Annotated in this window: 20 protein-coding genes; 8 read left to right on the top strand and 12 right to left on the bottom strand. The window is 60.6% G+C overall.

The annotated features are described in order from the left end of the window. Positions 1 to 366 precede the first annotated feature (366 nt). From ABAC402_RS31375 to recA, 3 genes are all read right to left on the bottom strand, one after another. On the bottom strand, positions 367 to 1,152 hold the full coding sequence (locus ABAC402_RS31375) for a glucose 1-dehydrogenase (protein WP_023449757.1): 786 nt from the start codon (positions 1,150 to 1,152) through the stop codon (positions 367 to 369). 84 nt (positions 1,153 to 1,236) lie between these two features. Next, on the bottom strand, positions 1,237 to 3,876 hold the full coding sequence (gene alaS, locus ABAC402_RS31370) for an alanine--tRNA ligase (protein WP_023449756.1): 2,640 nt from the start codon (positions 3,874 to 3,876) through the stop codon (positions 1,237 to 1,239). A gap of 623 nt (positions 3,877 to 4,499) precedes the next feature. Further along, positions 4,500 to 5,585 carry a recombinase RecA gene (recA, locus tag ABAC402_RS31365; RefSeq protein WP_031235633.1) on the bottom strand — a complete coding sequence of 362 codons (1,086 nt, stop codon included), beginning with the start codon at positions 5,583 to 5,585 and terminating at the stop codon, positions 4,500 to 4,502. A gap of 207 nt (positions 5,586 to 5,792) precedes the next feature. On the opposite strand from recA, the gene ABAC402_RS31360 reads away from it, so the two are divergent. Next, a complete protein-coding gene (locus ABAC402_RS31360; protein WP_023449754.1) occupies positions 5,793 to 7,136 on the top strand; it encodes a gluconate:H+ symporter in 1,344 nt (447 codons plus the stop codon). A 3-nt stretch (positions 7,137 to 7,139) separates the two neighbouring features. Here the strand turns inward: ABAC402_RS31360 and ABAC402_RS40880 are convergent, their stop codons facing one another. The 3 genes from ABAC402_RS40880 to typA form a co-directional block, all read right to left on the bottom strand. After that, positions 7,140 to 7,784: a UPF0149 family protein gene (locus ABAC402_RS40880; RefSeq protein WP_023449753.1), complete on the bottom strand. Its 645-nt coding sequence runs from the start codon at positions 7,782 to 7,784 to the stop codon at positions 7,140 to 7,142. Further along, positions 7,785 to 8,045: a hypothetical protein gene (locus tag ABAC402_RS31350; RefSeq protein WP_023449752.1), complete on the bottom strand. Its 261-nt coding sequence runs from the start codon at positions 8,043 to 8,045 to the stop codon at positions 7,785 to 7,787. Positions 8,046 to 8,334: 289 nt separating this feature from the next. Beyond that, positions 8,335 to 10,173: a translational GTPase TypA gene (typA, locus tag ABAC402_RS31345; protein ID WP_023449751.1), complete on the bottom strand. Its 1,839-nt coding sequence runs from the start codon at positions 10,171 to 10,173 to the stop codon at positions 8,335 to 8,337. 483 nt (positions 10,174 to 10,656) lie between these two features. Here typA and ABAC402_RS40230 point away from each other — a divergent pair, with 483 nt between their 5' ends. Next, positions 10,657 to 10,830: a hypothetical protein gene (locus ABAC402_RS40230; protein ID WP_023449749.1), complete on the top strand. Its 174-nt coding sequence runs from the start codon at positions 10,657 to 10,659 to the stop codon at positions 10,828 to 10,830. 63 nt (positions 10,831 to 10,893) lie between these two features. Continuing rightward, the gene (locus ABAC402_RS31330) at positions 10,894 to 11,175 is read left to right on the top strand and encodes a hypothetical protein (RefSeq protein ID WP_023449748.1); all 282 of its coding nucleotides are present in this window, start codon (positions 10,894 to 10,896) and stop codon (positions 11,173 to 11,175) included. A 363-nt stretch (positions 11,176 to 11,538) separates the two neighbouring features. Here ABAC402_RS31330 and ABAC402_RS40225 read toward each other — a convergent pair whose 3' ends face one another. Then, the gene (locus tag ABAC402_RS40225; RefSeq protein ID WP_023449747.1) at positions 11,539 to 11,694 is read right to left on the bottom strand and encodes a hypothetical protein; all 156 of its coding nucleotides are present in this window, start codon (positions 11,692 to 11,694) and stop codon (positions 11,539 to 11,541) included. Between the two features lie 359 nt (positions 11,695 to 12,053). Between ABAC402_RS40225 and ABAC402_RS31325 the strand changes: the two genes are divergently transcribed. After that, positions 12,054 to 13,451, top strand: coding sequence for a protein adenylyltransferase SelO family protein (locus ABAC402_RS31325; protein WP_040409949.1), 1,398 nt, complete (start codon positions 12,054 to 12,056; stop codon positions 13,449 to 13,451). On the opposite strand, the gene ABAC402_RS31320 is transcribed toward ABAC402_RS31325, so the two are convergent. From ABAC402_RS31320 to ABAC402_RS31300, 5 genes are all read right to left on the bottom strand, one after another. Further along, positions 13,439 to 14,410 carry a hypothetical protein gene (locus tag ABAC402_RS31320; RefSeq protein ID WP_023449745.1) on the bottom strand — a complete coding sequence of 324 codons (972 nt, stop codon included), beginning with the start codon at positions 14,408 to 14,410 and terminating at the stop codon, positions 13,439 to 13,441. The two genes, ABAC402_RS31325 and ABAC402_RS31320, sit on opposite strands and share 13 nt — an antisense overlap. Positions 14,411 to 14,651: 241 nt before the next feature. Then, positions 14,652 to 14,948 (bottom strand): type II toxin-antitoxin system ParD family antitoxin, encoded by a 297-nt coding sequence (locus ABAC402_RS31315; protein ID WP_023449744.1) that lies wholly within the window; start codon positions 14,946 to 14,948, stop codon positions 14,652 to 14,654. Positions 14,949 to 14,984: 36 nt separating this feature from the next. After that, on the bottom strand, positions 14,985 to 15,908 hold the full coding sequence (locus ABAC402_RS31310; RefSeq protein WP_023449743.1) for a glutaminase: 924 nt from the start codon (positions 15,906 to 15,908) through the stop codon (positions 14,985 to 14,987). A gap of 37 nt (positions 15,909 to 15,945) precedes the next feature. Continuing rightward, on the bottom strand, positions 15,946 to 16,833 hold the full coding sequence (gene bla, locus ABAC402_RS31305; RefSeq protein WP_023449742.1) for a class A beta-lactamase: 888 nt from the start codon (positions 16,831 to 16,833) through the stop codon (positions 15,946 to 15,948). Then, positions 16,833 to 18,908 (bottom strand): S9 family peptidase, encoded by a 2,076-nt coding sequence (locus ABAC402_RS31300; protein WP_023449741.1) that lies wholly within the window; start codon positions 18,906 to 18,908, stop codon positions 16,833 to 16,835. The genes bla and ABAC402_RS31300 overlap by 1 nt, the downstream gene beginning before the upstream one ends. A 218-nt stretch (positions 18,909 to 19,126) precedes the next feature. Between ABAC402_RS31300 and ABAC402_RS31295 the strand changes: the two genes are divergently transcribed. The 4 genes from ABAC402_RS31295 (at position 19,127) to ABAC402_RS0120245 (ending at position 21,414) form a co-directional block, all read left to right on the top strand. Next, on the top strand, positions 19,127 to 19,684 hold the full coding sequence (locus tag ABAC402_RS31295; RefSeq protein ID WP_023449740.1) for a hypothetical protein: 558 nt from the start codon (positions 19,127 to 19,129) through the stop codon (positions 19,682 to 19,684). Continuing rightward, entirely contained in the window at positions 19,681 to 20,019 is a 339-nt protein-coding gene (locus ABAC402_RS40690) for a hypothetical protein (RefSeq protein ID WP_023449739.1), read from the top strand. Before ABAC402_RS31295 ends, ABAC402_RS40690 begins: the two co-directional genes overlap by 4 nt. 129 nt (positions 20,020 to 20,148) lie before the next feature. Beyond that, positions 20,149 to 20,385, top strand: coding sequence for a hypothetical protein (locus tag ABAC402_RS40685; RefSeq protein ID WP_023449738.1), 237 nt, complete (start codon positions 20,149 to 20,151; stop codon positions 20,383 to 20,385). Positions 20,386 to 20,820: 435 nt separating this feature from the next. After that, positions 20,821 to 21,414, top strand: a complete 594-nt coding sequence (locus ABAC402_RS0120245; RefSeq protein ID WP_082179940.1) for an ankyrin repeat domain-containing protein — start codon at positions 20,821 to 20,823, stop codon at positions 21,412 to 21,414. The last annotated feature ends 39 nt before the right edge of the window (positions 21,415 to 21,453 follow it).

The raw sequence follows: 21,453 nt of genomic DNA, 5'->3' as shown, positions 1-21,453 counted from the left end.
CACAGATAAGCCAGATAAGTCAGATGGTTAGAGCGCAATCCGATAAAGTGTGAAACGCCTTCTCCAGACTTTGAGATTATCCTGTTGGTCCAGGTCAGCCGAAGCAGAAAAATTTCACGCGAAGGCGCGACGACGCGAAGAAGAATTTTCCGATCTTCTACGACATCAGCCACACGCACAGTTCATCTGACTTATCGGGCTTTTCTGTGGACCTCACGCTTTCCAGCGGTTCCGCTGCCTAGAGCGGGATGAGTTTTGATGGAATCAAAATCCCGCTCTAAATTTTTGTTTTGTCGCGCAATTTATCCGAAAAGTGCGTCACACTTTATCGGATTGCGCTCTGGAAAGGTCCTACACGAAGACAGGCTACTTCGGTGAGGTCGACGTCCCGGCCAGGATACCGCCGTCGATATTGAACTCGGAACCGGTAATATAGGTCGCCTCGTCCGATGCCAGCAGAATGGCAACGGCGGCGACCTCGTCCGGCCGGCCAAAACGATGCAGCGGCATGGCGTCGATCAGCGCCTGTTCGTCCTCGCGGCTGTCGATCATCGACTCCCACATCGGCGTGCGAATCGAGGCCGGATACAGCGAATTGCAGCGGATGCCCAGGTTTTCCCCGGCGCAATACAGTGCCACCGTCTTGCTGTGATTGCGAATGGCGGCCTTGGACGCAGCATAGGCGGCCGTCTTGGGCACACCGACCAGGCCCGAGCGCGACGACATATTGATGATCGACCCGCCCCGACCGGTCGCCCGCATGGCGGCAATCGCATGCTTGCATCCCAAAAAGACGCTGTCCAGGTTGATCTTCATCACCCGGTGCCATTCGTCCAGGGTGGCGTGTTCCGGATCGTGGGCGGCCCCGCCTTCAGTACCCATGACACCAGCATTGTTGACCAGGACGTCCAACCCGCCGTGCTGTGCGACGATCGTGGCCATGACGGACTGCCATTGCGCTTCGTCGGTGACGTCGTGACGCAGGAAGAAGCCCTTGCTGCCCAGCGCAGCCACCGTCGCCGCGCCCTTCTCGGCATTGATATCGCTTATCACCACGGTGGCGTCTTCCGCAGCAAAGGCCTTCGCTATGGCCGCGCCGATGCCGCTGGCGGCACCGGTGACCAGACAGACTTTATTGGACAGTCGGTTCATTGAACCTCCGAAATTTTTGGAAGACGCCTCATGTTTATCCAAAACGTGCACCAGAACATGTCCAGACACTTTTTGGCATGAGGCTTAGATGAGCGCCTTCACCGCTTCGAGACCGGCATCGGCCTTGCTGTCGTCGGGGGCACCGCCCTGGGCGAAGTCCGCCTTGCCGCCGGCGCCCTGACCGCCCATGGCAATCACCGCTGCCTTGGCCAGCTCGGCCGCATTGTAACGCCCGGTCAGGTCCGCCGTAACCGTCACGGTGACCGCCGCCTTGCCGTCCAGCTTGCCGACAAGGGCGACAATGCCCGAGCCAACCTGCTTGCGGAAATCCTCGGCCAGGGGACGCAGGTCCTTGCCGCCGACGCCTTCCAAAACGCGCGCGATCAGCCTGGTGCCGTTGATCTCTTCCGGACCCGAAGCCGCGCCACCGCCGCCACCGACGGCCAGGGCGCGCTTGGCTTCACCCAGTTCTTTTTCCAGCCGCTTGCGCTCGGCGATCAGGGCTTCGACGCGGGCCTCGACCTGGGACACCGGCACCTTGAACTGATCGGCCAGCGACCTGGCGACACCGGCCTGCTCCAGCAGGAATTGCCGCGCCGCCTCGCCGGTCACCGCTTCGACGCGACGAACACCGGAGGCAATGCCCGCTTCGGAAACGATCTTGAACAGGGCGATATCACCGGTGCGGGCAACGTGCGTGCCGCCACACAGTTCGACCGAATAATCCCCCGGGCCTTCCAGGGCCTGACCCAGGGCCAGGACACGCACTTCGTCGCCGTACTTTTCGCCGAACAACGCGATGGCCCCGGCCTCGATGGCGGCTTGCGGCGTCATCAGCCTGGTCGCCGCGGCCGCGTTTTGCAGGATGACGGTGTTGACCTCCGATTCGATACGCGCCAACTCCTCTGCCGTTAGCGGACCCCCGTGACTGAAGTCGAAGCGCATGCGCTCGGCATCGACCAACTGGCCTTGCTGCGAAACGTGCGGGCCCAGGACGTGACGCAGGGCGGCGTGCACCAGGTGCGCCGCCGAGTGATTGGAACGCGTCGTCTTGCGCTTGTCGGCATCGACATGCAACTCGGACTTGTCGCCGACCTTGACCCGGCCTTGCGTCACCTCAACCAGGTGAACAATCAGTTCGCCAGCCTGGCGCTTGGTGTCCAGGATGTCACCTTTGCCGTGCAGGAAGTCGACCGTGCCGGTATCGCCGGCCTGGCCTCCGCCTTCCGGGTAGAAGGGCGTCTTTTCAAAGACCACCTGAATGAGGTCGCCGGCCACAGCGCTTTCCACGCTCTGGCCATCCAGCACCATCGCCTGAACATGGCCTTGCGCCGACAGGTGGTCGTAGCCGACAAAATCCGAAGCGCCGACAGCGTCCTTGATGGCGAACCATTCCGTCGCCGCGGCTGTTTCGCCGGAACCGCCCCAGTTCTTGCGGCCGCGTTCCTTCTGTTCTTTCATGAGTATGTTGTAAGTGTCGACATCAACCGTCAGGCCCTTGGCGCGGACGGCGTCCTGCGTCAGATCCACCGGAAAACCGTAGGTGTCGTGTAGCTTGAAGGCCACGTCCCCGCCCAGCACATCCCCGGACTTCAGGTCGCCAACGGCTTCGTCGAGCAGGGAAATGCCGCGGCCGAGCGTACGGCGGAAGCTTTCTTCCTCCTGGCGCAGGGTCTCGACGATGGTGGCTTCGGCGCGCTTCAGTTCGTCGTAATGGCCACCCATTTCGGCCACCAAGGCCGGGGCCAGGCGGTGCATCAGGGGTTCTTTTGCGCCCAGCAGATAGGCGTGGCGCATGGCGCGTCGCATGATGCGACGCAGAACATAACCGCGACCGGCGTTTGACGGGGTCACGCCATCGGCGATCAGGAAGGCCGACGAACGCAGGTGATCGGCAATGACCCGGTGCGACGGCAGGCTGTCGCCTTCGGCGGCAACGCCTGTGGCTTCGACCGAAGCATCGATCAGTGTCTTGAACAGGTCGATGTCGTAATTGTTGTGCACGCCCTGCAGCACGGCAGCGACCCGTTCCAGGCCCATACCGGTGTCGATCGAGGGCTTGGGCAGGTTAAGGCGGGTGCCATCGGGCTGCTGGTCGAACTGCATGAACACGAGGTTCCAGATTTCGACGAAGCGATCGCCGTCTTCTTCCGGCGTGCCCGGAGGGCCGCCCCAGATATGGTCGCCGTGGTCATAGAAAATTTCGGTGCATGGACCGCACGGGCCGGTATCACCCATCGACCAGAAGTTATCGCTGCCGGCGATGCGGGCGATTCGTGATTCGGGCAGGCCGGCGATTTTCTTCCACAGCTCGAAGGCCTCATCGTCGTCGATATAGACAGTGGCCATCAGGCGGTTGGCGTCGATGCCGTAGTCCCTGGTGATCAGGTTCCAGGCGTGCTCGATCGCCTCGGCCTTGAAATAGTCGCCGAAAGAGAAGTTGCCCAACATCTCGAAGAATGTGTGGTGGCGGGCGGTATAGCCGACATTGTCCAGGTCGTTATGCTTGCCGCCGGCGCGGACCACCTTCTGCGAGGTGGTAGCGCGCGTGTACGGACGCGTCTCGGCGCCGGTGAAGACGTTCTTGAACTGCACCATGCCGGCATTGGTGAACATCAGGGTCGGGTCGTTCTGCGGCACCAGCGACGACGAGGCGACAACCTCATGATCCTGGCGCGCGAAGTAGTCGAGGAAGGTCTGACGTATCTGATTCAGGCTGGGCATGACGGTCCGGTAAATCTGGTGCGAATACGGCGGTATATAGATGGGAGTTCAGACAATCGCAAAGATCTTTGCGACATCAGGGACATCAAAATGAGTCTTGTGACCTGTTCCCACGTTCAACGTCGGGAATTCCTGAATTCTTATACTCCCCCGTTATACGGGGGAGGTGTCTGCTGGCGGAGCGCAACAGACGGAGGGGGGATTTCTTGGCGCAGCCCTCTTATACCTATCAACGAAGAGATTGACACATCGACAGTAGGCAGACCCCTCCGCCTCGACGCGCTTCGCCCTTTGGGCTCGCTGGCTCGGCACCTCCCCATTTGAAATGGGGAGGAGAAGAAACCATTGAACATATTCTTTTTCTCCTCCCAATCCCTTCGATGGGGAGCGGGGTGGCCCGTGCCATGGCGAGCAAGCGGAGATCGAAGATCGTAGCGCTGCCTGCCGGCGAGGCTCGAGACGGAGGGGGCCCCTTTGCGGAAAGAATGTCAAAGTCAAAGTGGGTTGGTATTAGCGCGTGAGCGGCTGAGATACAAAAAAGGCGCCCTGTGGTGAGAGGGCGCCTTTCGGATGATTTGGGGGATCGGGTTTGTGGGGCAAACACCCCAAATCATCCGGTTTGATTACAACGACTCGTCGCCCTCGTCGGCGTCGAGTTCCGGCGTACCCAGCAGTTCTTCCGACAGCTTGTCGGTCTTGCTGCGAATGGCCTTTTCGATTTCGGCGGTCATCTCCGGATTGGCCTTGAGGAAGTCGCGGGCGTTTTCACGGCCCTGGCCGATACGGGTCGAATTGTACGAGAACCACGAGCCCGCCTTCTCGATAATGCTGGCCTTGACGCCCATATCGATGATCTCGCCCAGCTTGGAGATGCCCTGACCGTACAGGATGTCGAACTCGACTTCGCGGAACGGCGGCGCCACCTTGTTCTTGACGACCTTGACCTTGACGTTGTTGCCGATGATTTCGTCGCGCACCTTGATCTTGCCGATGCTGCGGATATCCAGGCGAACCGAGGCATAGAATTTCAGTGCGTTACCGCCGGTCGTGGTTTCCGGCGAGCCATACATGACGCCGATCTTCATGCGGATCTGGTTGATAAAGATAACGATGCACTTCGACTTGGAGATCGAGCCGGTCAGCTTGCGCAGGGCCTGCGACATCAGACGGGCTTGCAGGCCCGGCAGGCTGTCGCCCATGTCGCCTTCGATTTCGGCGCGCGGCGTCAGGGCCGCGACCGAGTCGACGACGACGATGTCGACGGCGCCGGAACGAACCAGGGTATCGGTGATTTCCAGAGCCTGTTCGCCGTTGTCGGGCTGCGAGACCAGCAGCTCCTCCAGATTGACGCCAAGCTTGCCGGCATAGGTCGGATCCAGCGCGTGTTCGGCATCGACGAAGGCGGCGGTACCACCAGCCTTCTGAATCTCGGCCACCGTATGCAGCGCCAGGGTCGTCTTACCGGACGATTCCGGACCATAGATTTCGATGACGCGGCCTTTGGGAAGGCCACCGATCCCCAGGGCGATATCCAGCCCCAGCGAACCCGTCGAAATGCTTTCGACTTCGGCGATCTTGCCGCCGGCGCCGAGCCTCATCACCGAGCCCTTGCCGAAGGCGCGATCGATCTGCGCCAGGGCGGCCTCGAGGGCACGTTGTTTTTCGGATTCGTTCTTGGTCACGAGTTTCAAAGCCGGTTGCGACATGATTGGCCTTCCCTATGTCACGATTCCCCTGCGCGGGGCGATCTGTTCCAAATTCACCTGAGGATAAGTCGTACACCGTTTGTTCTCTGTTCGCAATATGTTCTCACCTCAAAACGGAACAAAATTGTTCGGATTGCCCAACGTCCTGTTCTCGCTTACGGTTGGCGTTAACAAGTCCGGCATGAGACCGGCATCTGCGAGAGGATACACATGTCGATTATGTCCACAGGCGATCCCGCCTGGGCGCTAACCGCTGTTGCCATAGCCGTTATCGGCCTGGTCGTCATGATCGCCTGGGGCAAGATGCAGCCCCTGCTGGCCTTCGTCATTGCCGCCATCGCTGCCGCCCTGATGCTGGGCATGCCGTTGGGCGCCATCCCCAAATCGGTCGAAAAAGGCATAGGCGACATGCTGGGCTCGCTGGCCGTCCTGCTGGCCCTGGGCGCGGTGTTCGGCAAGGTCATCGCCGATTCCGGCGCGGCGCAAAAGATCGCTAAGGTCCTGGTCCGGCTGTTCGGCGCCTCGCGTATGCCGATCGCGCTGAGCCTGACCGGCTTCATCGTCGGCATTCCGCTCTTTTACAATGTCGGCTTCGTACTGATGGTGCCGCTGATCTTCTCGCTGGTGCGCCAGTCGGGGAAGGGCGTGGTCTATATCGCCATCCCTCTGATGGCCGGCCTGTCCATCGCGCACGGATTCTTGCCGCCCCACCCCTCGCCCACCGCCATCGTGCCGATGTTCGGCGCCGATATGGGCCTGACCCTTATCTACGGCCTGATCGTCGGTATCCCGACCCTGATGGTCGCTGGTCCGCTGTTCGCCATGCGGGTCAAGAACATCCAAGGCAACCCGCCCGACCTGTTCGTCTCCCCGCCCAGGGAAGACCACGAGCTGCCAGGCGCCTTCAACAGCTTCGCCACTGCCCTGCTGCCTGTGGCGCTGCTGGCCGGCGCGACGGCTTTCAGCTTCTCGGGCACCGTGCCGCCCGAGCACAAGCCCCTGGTCGATTTCCTCAGCCACCCGATCCTGGTTCTGCTGATCGCCCTGCTGGTTGCCGTTTTTACCGTCGGCATCGCCCGCGGCCAAAGTTTCCAGGCCCTCATGGAGTCGTCAGCCTCGGCGATTCGCGAAATCGCCCCCATTCTGCTGATTATCGCCGGCGCCGGTGCCCTCAAGCAGGTCTTCATCGACAGTGGCGTCAGCGCGCAACTGGGTGAAAGCTTGCGCACCCTGCCCGTCCCGCCCCTGGTCCTGGGCTGGCTGATCGCCGGTATCATCCGCGTGGCGCTGGGTTCGGCGACGGTCGCCGGCCTGACCGCCGCCGGCCTGGTGGCGCCGCTGGTCGCGGTATCGGGCGTCGATCCCAACCTGATGGTCCTGGCGATCGGTGCCGGCAGCCTGATGTTCAGCCACGTCAACGATTCGGGCTTCTGGATGTTCAAGGCCTATTTCGGCCTCAGCATCAAGGACACGCTCAAGTCCTGGACCCTGATGGAAGGCGCCGTCGGCATAGCTGGCCTGATCAGCGTGCTGGTGCTGGATATATTCGTATGACGGCTACGCAGGCACCCCGCAGCACTTTTTGTACTTCTTGCCGGAACCGCAGGGACACGGATCATTGCGCCCTATCTTGACCGCCCGGCGGGGTATCAGGCGCTCTCCGTAGCGGCTCTCGAACAGCGCATAAACAGACCTGATCAAATGGGTCGGCGCTTCAGCCATCAGTTCGTCGGGTTTACCGATATCCTTACGAAACTCATCCTCGTTTACGACCAATCCGGCCAGGGCCAGAATCAGGTTCAAGGCCGCGACCGCTTCTTCGTCCGGACCGCTCACAACCTCGTCGATAAAGGTCGGGTGATAAGCCGCCGCATTGCCGAAACCCACGGCCCACTCCTGCCACAAGATCTCGTCGTGCTCCTGCATGAACTGCGGGACATAACTTCTGTACCCGAGTTCCTGGAACGTGGCCGAGGAATGAACCATGACCAGGCTTTCCAGCACCAGACGCGCCGCCGGGTCCGCTTCCGGCGCCCCGAGAACATAGGAAATCCAATCCTTGTGCGGAAGGAGCGGCATGACGCATAGGGCCGCGACAAATCCGTCCAGTTCCGAAAGTCCAATGCCGCCATGCGCTTCAAGCGCGTCATACAGCATCTCCAGCCGCTCTTCGCGTTCCCGGTCTTCCCTGGAGAGCACCATCTACCGCCCCCGCATCTGCTGGCGCACACGGCGATAGCCGATGAGCACGATAATGGCGCCAATCCCCCAACTGCCCATCATCAGGATCAGGTCCATATTGGAGACGAATATATCTCGGTCGCCGACATACATGGGAATGGTGTGGGTGAGATCCGGTTGCCCGGGCCGCGTCGGCCACACGACAGCGATCTGGTAGATAAACAGACCGATAAACGGCATGGCGCCCAGCGAATAGGGCCAGATGAATTTGAAGGCTTGCATGGGTGGAACCTATCCGGTCAGGCCGGGTTCGACAACATATTCCCGGCGACCTGCAGCCAAACAAAAAAGGCCCTATTTTACCTCTCCCCGCCGGCGGGGAGAGGACGAGAGCGGAACGAAGTGAACGCGATCGGGTGAGGGGCTTGTAGGAGCCGGAGTACTCTGAAGTCGCCCCGCCCCTCAGGCTCGCCGCCCCGCGCCTAACCTCTCCCCGGCCTCGCCGGCAGGCAAAAGAACCGGGAGGTTTACAAACAAAAACGGCCCCGTCTCCGGAGCCGTTCTTTCAATCTTATGCGTCTTCCTTGACCCGCTTCTTGCGGAAACTCGGGTTCAGCGTCTTCTTGCGCAGACGGATCGACTTCGGCGTCACTTCGACTAGCTCATCGTCCTCGATATAGGCAATCGCCTGTTCCAGGGTCGGACGGCGCGGCGGCGTCAGACGAATCGCTTCGTCCGTGCCCGAAGCGCGGATATTGGTCAGTTGCTTGGTCTTCATCGGGTTGACGTCCAGATCGTCCGAACGCGAATTCTCGCCGATGATCATGCCCATATAGGTCTTTTCGTTGCCGCCGACGAACATGGTGCCGCGTTCTTCCAGCTTCCACAGCGCAAACGCCGAGGTTTCGCCGTCGCCATTGGACACCAGCACGCCCTTGCGGTTCTGGTCGATCACGCCCTTGTAGCTCTCATAGTGCGAGAACACGCGGTTCAGCACGCCCGAACCACGCGTGTCGGTCAGGAACTCGCCCTGGTAACCGATCAGCGACCGCGACGGCGACTTCAGGATGATGCGGGTCTTGCCGGCGCCCGAGGGGCCCATGTCCTTCAGCTCGGCCTTGCGCGCCGACAGCTTTTCAATAACGATGCCGGTATAGTCATCGTCGACATCGATCATGACGTCTTCGATCGGCTCCAGCTTTTCACCGGTTTCCGGATCGTTCTTGAACACCACGCGCGGACGCGAAATGGCGACTTCGAAACCTTCGCGGCGCATGTTTTCGATCAGCACGCCCAGTTGCAGTTCCCCGCGGCCGGCGACTTCGAAAGCGTCCTTTTCCTCGGTCTCGGTGACCTTGATGGCGACGTTCGATTCGGCTTCCTTGAACAGGCGCTCGCGGATGATGCGCGACTGAACCTTGGTGCCTTCACGGCCGGCCAGGGGCGAATCATTGACCGACACGGTCATCGAGATGGTCGGCGGATCAATCGGCTGGGCCGGCAGGGCGGTCGTCAGCGACATGTCGCACAGGGTGTCGGCGACGGTGGCCTTGCTGAGGCCGGCGATGGCAACGATGTCACCGGCTTCGGCACCCTCTTCGACCGGCTGGCGCTTCAGCCCGCGGAAGGCCAGCACCTTGGTGATACGGCCACGTTCGATCTCCACGCCGTTACGGTCCAGGGCCTTGATGGCCAGGCCAGGGACGGCCTTGCCCGACTCGATACGGCCGGTCAGAAGGCGGCCCAGGAACGGATCGGATTCGATGAGGACAGCCAGCATCTGGAAGGGTTCGGCGGCCTTTTCGACCACCCTGGGGGCCGGCACGTGCTCGACGATCAGGTCGAACAATGGCGCCAGGGTGTCGTTGGGCACATTCATGTCCATCGTCGCCCAGCCGTTCTTGCCCGAAGCGTAGATGTGCGGAAAGTCGAGTTGCTCTTCGGTCGCGCCCATGATGGCGAACAGGTCGAAGGCGTCGTTGTGGACGCGGTCCGGATCGGCGTGGGGACGGTCGACCTTGTTGATGCACAGGATCGGACGCAGGCCCAGCTTCAGCGCCTTGCCCAGCACGAACTTGGTCTGCGGCATGACGCCTTCTTCGGCGTCGATCAGGATGACGCAGCCGTCAACCATGCCTAAGATGCGTTCGACTTCGCCGCCGAAGTCGGCGTGGCCCGGGGTGTCGATGATGTTGATGCGGGTGTCGCCGGCCTTGCCGTGCCACAGGACGGAGGTGCACTTGGCCAGGATGGTGATGCCGCGCTCGCGTTCCTGGTCATTGGAGTCCATGGCGCGTTCAACGGTCGCTTCGTTGGCGCGGAAGACCCCCGACTGGGCCAGGAGTTGGTCGACCAGGGTGGTTTTGCCGTGGTCAACGTGGGCGATGATGGCGATATTTCGCAGGTTCATAAGAGGCCTTTAGACGCACAAAAGCCTCTCAGCATGAGAGGCCGGACGGTTGTTTCGCTTGGATTTGCGCGGGTTATAACCGAATCTGTGGCGAAAGACCACCCCCGCACCCGCATTATTTTTCGCGGGTGCGAAAGAATGTCTCTGTATTCCTCTTAAACGCTTAAACCATCGTTGACCAAACGATAGCGCCCTCTTCCCACAAACTGCAGATATCTGCATTCAGGTGAGTTCATTCAGCATGAGGACTGCCAAATGGCGATCAGGATTATCTGCGCGGATTGTGGCTCTGATCGAATTCTAAAGGACGCCTACGCCGAATGGGATATCGAAACCCAAGAGTGGGTTCTCAGCACCACGTTTGACGACAATCTTTGCGATGCTTGCGGGGGCACGACAGTCCAAGAGGAAGGCATAGCTGTTGCGGAATCCGCTTACAGGGAGCATCTTGACCCCTTGTCCGTGTCCTGACAGTCGTAGCGCATGACACCCGACGATTTCGACATCACCCTTCGCCTGCTGGCGGCCACAGTGGTCGGCATGATCATCGGCGCCAACCGCGACCTGCGCGGCCGGCCGGCATCCGCACCATGGGGCTGGTCTGCCTGGGCGCCGGGGTCCTGGTCAAGGGCCAAGGCGGCTCGGTCAAGGGCATGACCACGGCGGCAGCGATCGGAAATCGCGCCCGGGCTGGCGTCGTGGGCGGTATTTCTCATCGGTTTGGCGCTGGCGCTGTCGCTGATTGTGGGTCTAAATCCGGTCGAGGTCTGGCGGGAGACGATGGACAACCGTAAGGTACTAAAAATCCTGGATAAGCCCGGCGGGAATGAGCGTGTCTTGATCCTCCGGCGGGCGGACGGCGCTTTCAGCTATGCCCTCCAATGGCGTCAAGACGGTGAATGGAGCAAAATCGGCTTTGATGTCGGCATTTATGACAGCGCCGATACCGCCGAAACCGAAGCCATGCAGCGGGTCGCCTGGCTCAAGGCGGGATTTCACTAACCGCCAGGCCGTGCATCCGTTATCATTTCCGTGATGCGGCACCTACCCAAAGGGGTTGTCCACAGATCAGCCAGATAAGCCAGATGAACGGCGTTTACGCACCAACTCCGGCCGCCTTCCCTTCGCGTCTTCGCGTCTTCGCGTGAGACCTCTTGAAGGCCTTCATCCACTGTCGCTGGGCGTCCGAACCTACGCAATGTTTCACGCGAAGGCGCGAAGACGCGAAGAAGAAAAGGAAAAACCGGCCAAGGCCAACGGGTTGGACCGGTTAAAAGCTGCGCTTCGCGCGGTGCCAGGTAAACGCCGAGCTTTGCCGCACGCGCTGTTCATCTGGCTAATCTGGCTGATCTGTGGACCATACCTTTACACGTCGCGGCCCTTAGCTACTGACGCCTCAGGCACACCCTGATGCTTCGGATGGATCATCGGCAAAATCTCGACGTCACCCGGGGCCACCTGAATGTTCGCCTCCATCAGATCGCTATTGTTCAGATAGTTGTCCGGCGCATGGGACGTCACAAAAGCCTCTCAGCATGAGAGGCCTGACGGTTGTTTCGCTTCGATTTGGGCGGCCGAGAACCGAATTTGCGAAGAAACACTAAAGCGCGGTGGGATTATCTTTCGCACCTGCGAAAGGAAGTTCGCTCCGCAATGCGATTAATCTGCGGTTATAGCACATGTTCTTTTTTCTCCTCCCCATCCCTGCGATGGGGAGGTGCTGAGCAAGCGAAAGCCAAGGGCTATAGCGCGTCGAGACGGAGGGGGCCTCTTGGTCCCGATGTGTCACCCTTATCGTTGGCTGAGACGGTTCCAAAAGCCGAAAGCAACTTTCATTGATCGGACTGGCACAAACACCCAAAAACCCCTATCTGCGCGCCATGTCCGATTACCTCCCCGACCCGCGCCTGGCGCAATCTCGTCTGCCGCTTTACGATCCGGTCAAGGCCGCCGACTTCCCGCAAGTCATCCTGCGCTACCGCAACAACCGGGCGGCACAGTCTGTCGGGCTGGAAACTCTAACCGATAGCGCGTGGATCGACCACTTTGGCCGCTTCGCCCCCCTGCCCGCCAACCAGTCCGAGCCCCTGGCCCTGCGCTATCACGGTCACCAGTTCCGCCACTATAACCCTGACCTTGGCGACGGCCGCGGCTTCCTCTTCGCCCAGTTGCGCGACGACAAGGGCCGCCTGCTCGACCTCGGGACCAAGGGCTCGGGCCAGACGCCGTGGTCGCGCGGCGGCGATGGCCGCCTGACGCTGAAAGGCGGCGTCCGCGAAGTTCTGGCCACCGCCATGCTCGAAGCCCTGGGCGTGCCGACGTCGAAGTCGTTTTCCCTGGTCGAAACCGGCGAAGCGCTTCATCGCGGCGACGAACCCTCTCCCACCCGGTCGTCGGTCCTGGTGCGGCTGTCGCACGCGCACCTGCGCTTCGGTACCTTTGAGCGCCTGGCCTGGCTGGACGATGCCGACACCATGCGCGGCCTGTGCGATTTCATCCTTGCCAACTACCACCCGGACGCCAGGGACGTGGCTGGCCTGTTCGACGCGGTCGTGTCCGCCAGCGCCAGACTATCGGCGCGCTGGATGGCGGCCGGCTTCGTCCACGGCGTGCTCAATACCGACAATATGAGCATGACCGGAGAGAGCTTCGACTACGGCCCCTACCGCTTCCTGCCGTGGTATCAGCCGGGCTTTACCGCCGCCTATTTCGATCACGCCGGGCTTTATGCCTATGGCCGCCAGCCGGATACTGTCCTGTGGAACCTGGGCCAGTTGGGCCGCAGCCTCACCCTGATCAGCGACAGCGAAGCCCTTGTTGCCGCCTTCAACACCTGCCCGGAGCGTTACGACCGTGAATTCGCTCTGGCCGTCTGCGCCCGACTGAACATCGCCCCGCGCGATGACAATTCGCCCCTGCTGACAGCCCTGTTCCCGCTGCTGCAAACCCTGGCCTTCGACGGCAGTTTCGAGGGCCTGTTCTACGACTGGTTCGGCGGAAAAATAAGCCAACGCCGCGCCATGGCGGGTCCGCGCGGCCAACACTATCAGGGGGACGCCTTCACAGCGTTTCGCGCGGCGCTCGACGCCTATGACGCCGCCGATCCGTCAAAACTCGACCACCCGCGGTTCGCAGAACCCGATCCGGAAACCCTGCTGATCGATGAGATCGAAGCCATCTGGGCCGATATCGCCGGGCGGGATGACTGGTCAACCTTCCATGCCAAGCTGGCGGCGATCGAGATCTACCGCCAGGCGCTCAATCTTCAGGCCGAATAACGCGACGGCGCCAGCTGCTCGCGGCGGATAAAGTTCATAAGCTGGGTTTCCAGCACGTCCTGCGCGCCATCGGCATCGATCCGGGCGTCCAGCCAGCTTCGTTCGCCCTGCGTCACCACCGAATCGGCGATGACCGCAGCGTCATCGCTGACGCTATTGTCCAGCACCGTCTTCGACAGGCGGGCATCGGGCGCGCGGCGGCCGAACACCCGGCTGGCGAACCGCAGGACACTGACGCTGGTATCGGCGGCATAGGCGTCGAGGTTCTGCTGCTCTTCGCGCGTCAACGGCTGGTAGGCGGCGTGGGCCATCATGTGGTTGGCGATCGCCTTGACGAACAGGTCGGGCCACTGCGCGCTGTGGCCGGCGTTCAGATTGGCGTCCTTCAGACGAAACAGCAACTCGGCTTCGTCGCGTGACACGACATAGGTGCCATCGCCGACCTGGGCGTAGATGACCCGGCGCAGCAGCTCGACCTCGGTATCGTAGATGGCACCCTTGTCCAGCAACCCATTGCCGACCACCAGGCCGGTCTTGCGGGTCGGCCCCTCGCCCGTCAGGATGGCGGCCTCGATCTGCTTCAGAGCATAGGTTTTCAGCGTTTGCGGCACGGCGTTGGCGGTTTCCAGCACCTTCACCAGAAGTTCCAGTTCGGCCAGGGAATCGACCTTGCCGTCGCGATCGATCGCTTGCATCAGCCACTGCGCCTTGGCCTCATCGACATAGCCGGCGGGCTGCTGCTGATGGACGACGTAGTCACACATGACCTCGACGAAGTAGTCGACCCATTCGATTGCGCGCAGGGGACAGGCTGCGTTCAGCGCCATCAGGGTATCGGCTTCTTCGCTATTGACGCCACCATCGTGCCAGACCAGGCGGCGCAGGGCCAGGACATCCTCAGCGGTGATTTCAGCGCCTTGGGTCAGTTCGGCGGCAAGGGCGGCAAGGCTGGCGGTCATGGTCGGTTTCTCCGATTTCGATGCGGAGGACCTTACCACGCAGGGATTAACGCCTTGTAATTGGCCGCTCCATGCTTTGCGGTTTACGCTCCCCGACGGAGGTAGTGGTCATGAACCTGGCTCTGATAAGCGCGCTTGTACGGGTAGCTGGCCGGGCGCGAAAGTCTACGCCACCGGCGGCAACAGCCCTTGGTGTAAGGGTTAACTTATCCTCCCCCGTTTGCGGGGGAGGATAAGTTGCTCAATCGGAATCTCGCGGAGGCAACCCAGCCTTTTCCCGCGCCCTCGCCAGAAATTCATCCGCGCCCGTCCATTCGACGTAGCCGCTGGCATGGCCCTCGGCCACCAACTGTCGCAGTTCCGCCAGTTTCAGCTCACGTTCCATACGTTTGCTTTTCCAGTCTCCCAGCGCGTCGCGGACAACCTCGCTGGAAGACGCAAACTCGCCGCTGTCAACGGCGTCACGCACCATCGCCGCCATATCCTGGGTCAGGGCAATGCTGATCTTTTCGACTTTGGGTCTGGTTGTATCGGGCATGCCAAAAAAGTAGCAATTTTTACCACCAGCGGTAATTCACAACACCGAACAATTGGTCAACTGGCTGAAATGCTCCAGGGCATAGGCGCCGACCACCGAGGTGCCAAACCGGTCCAGTTCCGGCGACCACACCGCCACCGCCGCCTGGCCGGGAACAATCGCCACAATTCCCCCGCCGACGCCGCTCTTGGCCGGCAGCCCCACGCGATAGGCAAACGACCCCACCGAGTCATAGATCCCGCAGGTCAGCAGCAGCGCGTTCAACCGCCGCGTCAGGCGTTGCGGGAACACTGTCTCCTCGACCACCGGCGAGAACCCGCCAGCCGCCAGTGGCAAGGCCGCTCGTGCCAGTTGCCGGCAGGTCACCGTAATGGCGCACTGGCGGCAATAGGCGTCGATGACCGTTTCCGGATCATGCTGGATCGTGCCGAATTCGCGCATCAGATTGGCGATGGCGCGGTTCTTGTGCGCCGTCGCGATCTCCCCGCCAGCCACTTCGTCGTCGATCGTCAAGGGCTCGGTCGCCAGCATCCCCATAAAGTCGCGCACCAGTCTGTACGGTTCGCGCACCGTATCGAGCAGGATGTCGGTCACCGCCAGGGCACCCGGATTGATGAACGGATTACGCGGCACGCCCTGCTCGTGCTCCAGCTGCGACAGATAGTTGAACGGCGTCCCCGACGGCTCCTTGCCGACCCGCGTCCACACCTCGTCACCGATCCGGTTCAGCGCCAGCCCCAGGGCGAACAGCTTGGTGATGCTCTGGGCGGAGAAAGGCTCATCGGCATCGCCGGTAACATATTCCTCGCCACGCACCGTCACGATCGCCATGCCGAACTTGCGCGGATCCACCGCCGCCAGTTGCGGGATGTAATGCGCCGTCTGGCCCTTGCCGAAATGCGGCCGGACCAGGACGCTGATTTCGCCGAGCACATCGGCCAGGGAGATTGACTGTTTCATGGCCCCGACAAAGCCGGAACCCCCGAGTCTGTCAAGCTCAGGCAAACACCTCACACACCAACCGCGCGATATCGGCCACAACCTGCTCCTTGGCGTCCGCCTCCAACGCCCCACCCGTCGTGAAGATCGACAGGAAGATCGGCCCCTCGGTCTTGTCACGCTTCGGCCAGATCACCGCGACATCATTGACCGCGCCATTGGCCGTGCCGGTCTTGTTGGCGACGGTCCAGCCCGACGGCACGCCGGCACGGATACGCTTGTCGCCGGTCGTCGTCGCCACCATCCACGCGCGCATCTGCTTGATGCTCTCCGGTTCCAGCGCCACGCCAGTGAACACGATCTGCAGCAGTTGCGTCATGGCTTGCGGCGTCGTCGTGTCGCGCAGGTCGCCGTCAGTGTTGGCATTCAACTCCGGCTCCTTGCGGTCGCAACGCGTGACCTCGTCCCCCAGCGAGCGGATCCATTTCGTCAGCCCGTCCGGCCCACCGACCAGCGGCAGCAGCAGGTTGGCGGCGGTATTGTCGCTCTTCGACACCGTCGCCGCACATAGCTCACCCACGGCGATCTTACCGTCCTTGACCTTTTTCTCGGTCACCGGCGACCAGGCGATCAGGTCCTTGGCGCCATACCGCACGACCTGGTCCAGCTTCAGCTCGCCCGCATCGACCCGCGCCAGCACCGCCGCCGCCAGGATCCATTTGAACACCGACATCATGGCAAAGCGGTCCTGCGACGACACCGACAGCCGCGCCCCGCTGTCGGTATCGACGGCCGACACCCCGATGCGGCCGCCATGGCGCTGGGTGATCTCCAGCATGGCGGCGGCAAAATCGACGCCCGCGGCAAGGTCTTTCGCCGTCTGCCGATCGCACCCCGCCAATGGCAAAACGGTCAGGCCGGCCAGGACGAGGCGTCGCGACAGCACTACCTGGTTTCCGCCGTATGGGTCTTGAGCCAGTCAAACACGGTAGCGTGCCACTTCATCGAATTCTGCGGCTTCAACACCCAGTGATTCTCATCCGGGAAGCGCAAAAAGGCCGACTCGATGCCCTGGCGCTGCAAGGCGGTGAAGGTGGCAATCCCCTGGCCCGGAACGACGCGGTAGTCCTTGTCGGAATGGACGACCAGATGCGGCACCGACCACTTATGGGCGTGCAGCGCCGGATTGAATTCATCCATCCTGGCCATATTGCCATAGGGCATGCCGCCGTTTTCCCACTCCGAGAACCACAGTTCCTCGGTCTCCTGCGCCATGGTGCGGGTGTCGAAGATGCCGTTATGGTTGACCAGGCACTTCCAGGGTTCTTTCCAGTTGCCGGCGATCCAGTTGACCATATAGCCGCCATAGGATGCCCCCAGCGCACAGGCGCGGTCGCCGTCCAGGAATGTGTAGGTCGACAGGGCGTGCGCCCAGCCCTTTTGCAGGTCCTCCAACGGCCGGTCGCCCCAATGCTGCGAGATCGAGTCCGTGAACGCCTGACCGTAGCCGGTCGAGCCGTGGAAATCGATCATCACGACCGCAAAGCCTTCGCCGGCATAGGTCTGCGGATTCCAGCGGTAGGACCAGGAATCGCCGAACGATCCCTGCGGCCCGCCATGGATCAGGAAGGCCACCGGATAGGTCTTGCCTTCTTCGTAATTGGCCGGCTTGACGACATAGCCGTGCACCGTCTCGCCGTTCCAGCCCTTGAAAGTAAACTGCTCATACGCACCCCAGGCGCGTTCCTTCAGCACGGGATTGAGCCCGGTCAGGTTGCGCGCCCCCATATCGACGTACATCGCCTTGGAATTGGCGGCGTACAGTTGGGACGGCGAATTCATTGCGCTCTTGAGGTACACAAAGCTGCCGCCGGTCTCGGCAAAGCCGTCGATATGGCCGTCCTGCGACATCGCCATCGCATTGCCGGACTTGAGGTCGATACGGAACAGCCGTCCCAGGCCGACATCACCGGCGGTGACCAGCAAAGACTTGCCGTCCTTCGACCACTTCAAATCGTCGACGCTGCGGTCCCAATCGCCGGCGACCGCGGTCACCTTGCCGGTCTTCAGGTCACGCAGGACGATATCGAACCGATCAGCCTCGAAGCCCGGCCGCTTCATCGCCTTGTAGGCCAGCGTCTTGCCATCGGGCGACAGCCGCGGCGACGTATCCCAGGCCAGGTTGGCCGCCGTCAGATTGGTCGCCTCGCCGCCCGTCAGCGGCACGGCATACAGGTCGAAATTGGTGCTCCACGGCTCGGTCTTGCCGGCGATGCGCACCGAATAATAGACAGTCTGGCTGTCAGGCGAGACGGTGAATTCGGCCTCGTCGCCGAAGGGCTTGGACGGCACATCACCATCAACGCCGTCCGTCAATGACACCGCGGCCCCGCCGAACGGCACATAGAAGAGGTGGTTGCGCGTGCCATCGGCCCACGTATCCCAATGGCGCACGAACAGCTTGGTGTAGACCACGCCGGTCGATTTCTGCGCCTTGACCTCGGCCTGTTTCGTCACCGTGCAGTCGATCTCGGCGCCCTTGCACTCCGGAAACACCGCCAAGGCCACGACGACGCCCGTGCCATCCGGCGTCGGCTGATAGGCCTGGACGTCCAAGGCCAGGCTGGTCACCTGGGTCGCGACAGCACCCAGGGCGTCGGTCTTCCACACCTGGTTCGATCCCGACCGCGACGACAGGAAATAGAGCGTCTTACCATCGGCCGACCACTGCGGATTGCTGGCCCCGCCTTCGGAAATGGCCAGCCTGCGTTCCGCCGTCGCGGGCGCGCTCAGGTCCTTGATCCAGAGCGAGGTGACGCCCTTGTTCTTGTCCATGTCGGTGGCGCGCACCTGGAAGGCGGCATATTTCCCCGAACTGTCAACCTGGAGCCCACTGAGCCGGTCCAGCATCAACATGTCTTTATAGGTGAAGGGCTCGGCCGCATGAGCAACGCCAGCAAGGGCGGCGACGGACACGGACGCCGTCAGGCACAGGGCTTTCAGGGAGCGGGACAAGAACATGGGGCAACCGTCTCAACTGTTACGAAGTTGCGTTCGGTTTTAACCCCTTTACCGCCGATGTCGAGAACCGAACCGCGTTATGACGAAGAATTAATGGCGGGACTGCATGAAGGATTGCTCCAGAGGATGGTCCCGAAACGACGCGCTTTGTATTGACAAACAAGCGCTACCTGTGGCTTCTGTCCGCAGTCCAAGGACGGAGGACAAGGATGCCCGCGATGAAAAGTCAGGATATTGTTATCCTTCTGAAGCTCATATGTCTTCAGGAACGTGAAGACCTGGCGCCTGAACCGGCGCGCCCGGGCGAGTCTGCTTACGCGGTGCGCAGCCTTCAAGCGCTTCTCAACATCAGCAAGTCCGAGATTAATGGCTCTATCCTGCGCAGCCTGGCATCGGGTCTTGCCATAAGGGATCGTCAGACCGGCAGACCCCAACCGAACCGCCGCAGTCTTCTTAACTTTATCGTTCATGGCCTCAAATTTGTATTTCCGGCCAAACCCGGCGCCATGACGCGCGGTATGCCCACCGCCTTTGCAGCCCCGACGCTTCGCCAACGCTTGATAAGCGGGGGTGACTACATCTGCGTATGGCCATCCGCCGAGGGCAATGACATGGGGCAGTCGGTCGAGCCTCTGTTCAAAAGCGTCCCCTATGCGGCTCAGCAGGACGAGCGCCTGTATGAATACCTGGCGCTCGTCGACGCCATCCGCTTAGGCAATCCACGTGAGGCCGGCCTGGCGGCGCAATGCCTTGAGGAAAGGTTGCTGCCGCGATGAAGCCGCTCAAGAGACAGTTGATCGAGATGCTGCAAACCGTCGCGGAAGCCTTGGGCCCCGACCTGCGTCAGCGTTTGGTGTTCGTCGGTGGCGTTACAACCGTGCTTTTCATTACGAATGCGATAACGCGCGAGGGCGTTCGGTTCACCGACGATGTCGACCTGATCGTGGATCTGGCAGGATATCCGGAATGGACAAGGTTGCAGGAAGAACTGCGCAGTAAGGGTTTTGCCGAATCCCAGGAGGACGAAGTCATCTGCCGCATGCGCCTTGGCGGGCTCAAGGTCGACTTCATGCCCGACGATCCTGAAATTCCGGGGTTCAGCAACCGGTAGTACGCGAAGGGAATCCAAACCGCGGTCACCTACCCCCTCACGGGCGACCTCGACATCAAAATCCTGACACCGGCCTGTTTTGTCGCCACCAAGCTGGAAGCCTACCTTGGCCGCAGCAAGGGCGACCTGTTGGCCAGCCATGACCTGGAGGATGTGTTGCTTATCGTTGAAGGCCGGCCACAGTTCGTCGACGAAATCTTGGCCGCCGATCCGGAAGTGCGGACCTTTGTGGCCGAAGAGGTTGCCAGGTTGCTTACAAACCCTGAATTTGAGTATTTCATCGCCGGTAACATCAAAGGGCCCGGGGGCCGCGTCGAAATTGTGTACAAGCGTTTGGAGACACTGGCCGGGGTCGGGAAGGTCTGAGCGCGGATGGCCTTGGTCGTAAATGTCGCAGCAGGAAGGCAATTACAATTAGAGATTTAACAACCTGTCATCGAAACTCACCAAAACTCTACTTGCATCTAAAACACGGCGGCTAATGTCTCTGACCCCTTAAATTCACTGACCCCTTAAATTCAATTCCAAAATTCAATTCCAAATTCCCATCCTCTCCAAGGTTGGCATTGGGGCTAAACAGCAGGCATTGGTGAAAGAGGGGCAGGGCTATTTAAGAGCTGTGGATATTGATCCGATTGTAGGGATAGAAAACCTTGTATGGGCGCCCAACAAGGGACATTCGTTTGACAATCTGAAGCCATTAGTCATTGACTTAAGAGAGGCTAGCAAAATGGGGGCTAGCCGTGAGGATATTGTTCAGATACTGGCGGATCACGGTGATCTGGCACGTCGGAGGTAACTATGGAAACCGAATTGCGTCCTTATCCGTTGATATCGGCTGCTATTACTCAACGCGATTTGCAAAGAACCTCCGAACTATTTGAAATGTTTCCTGATGCTGCTGCGTTGAAGATACCCTCTTTCGGAACGTGGATGCACTACGCTGCTGCTTTCGGAAATGTTGAAATTGTCAAATACCTTATGGTATCGGGCCTGGACATAAATTCATCCGAAAACCGAGACGGCAGAATGCCGCTTGACTATGCTTCGTCAAATAACAACATAGAAGTTGTGAAATATATCATTGATCAGGGTTGCAAATTTGATACTAGCACGTCAGTGAGAAATCCGCTGTTTGCTGCTATCATTGGTGGAAGCGAAAAAATTGTCTCAATGCTCTTAGCTGCAGGTATCGATACAAGTAAGCGCTATGTAATTGGTTCAGAATACAATCAGCCCCTTGATGCCGTAGCATTTGCCATGTTGCAGGGGCAGAGGGGCATTGCGCGCTTAATCGCTCTTCGAAATTCAAGCGGCGATGAAGTTATTGCAGAAGCTATTATGCTGGAGGGCTTGAATCTTGCGATAGCGATTACGACTAAGTCAAATCAGTAAAGAGAGAAAGGCTGGTGTCAAACGTGAAGTGCAACACTC

Origin of the sequence: Asticcacaulis sp. AC402, assembly GCF_000495835.1 — a bacterium.
Taxonomy (GTDB): domain Bacteria; phylum Pseudomonadota; class Alphaproteobacteria; order Caulobacterales; family Caulobacteraceae; genus Asticcacaulis.
This window is presented reverse-complemented; position numbering and strand designations above follow the sequence as displayed.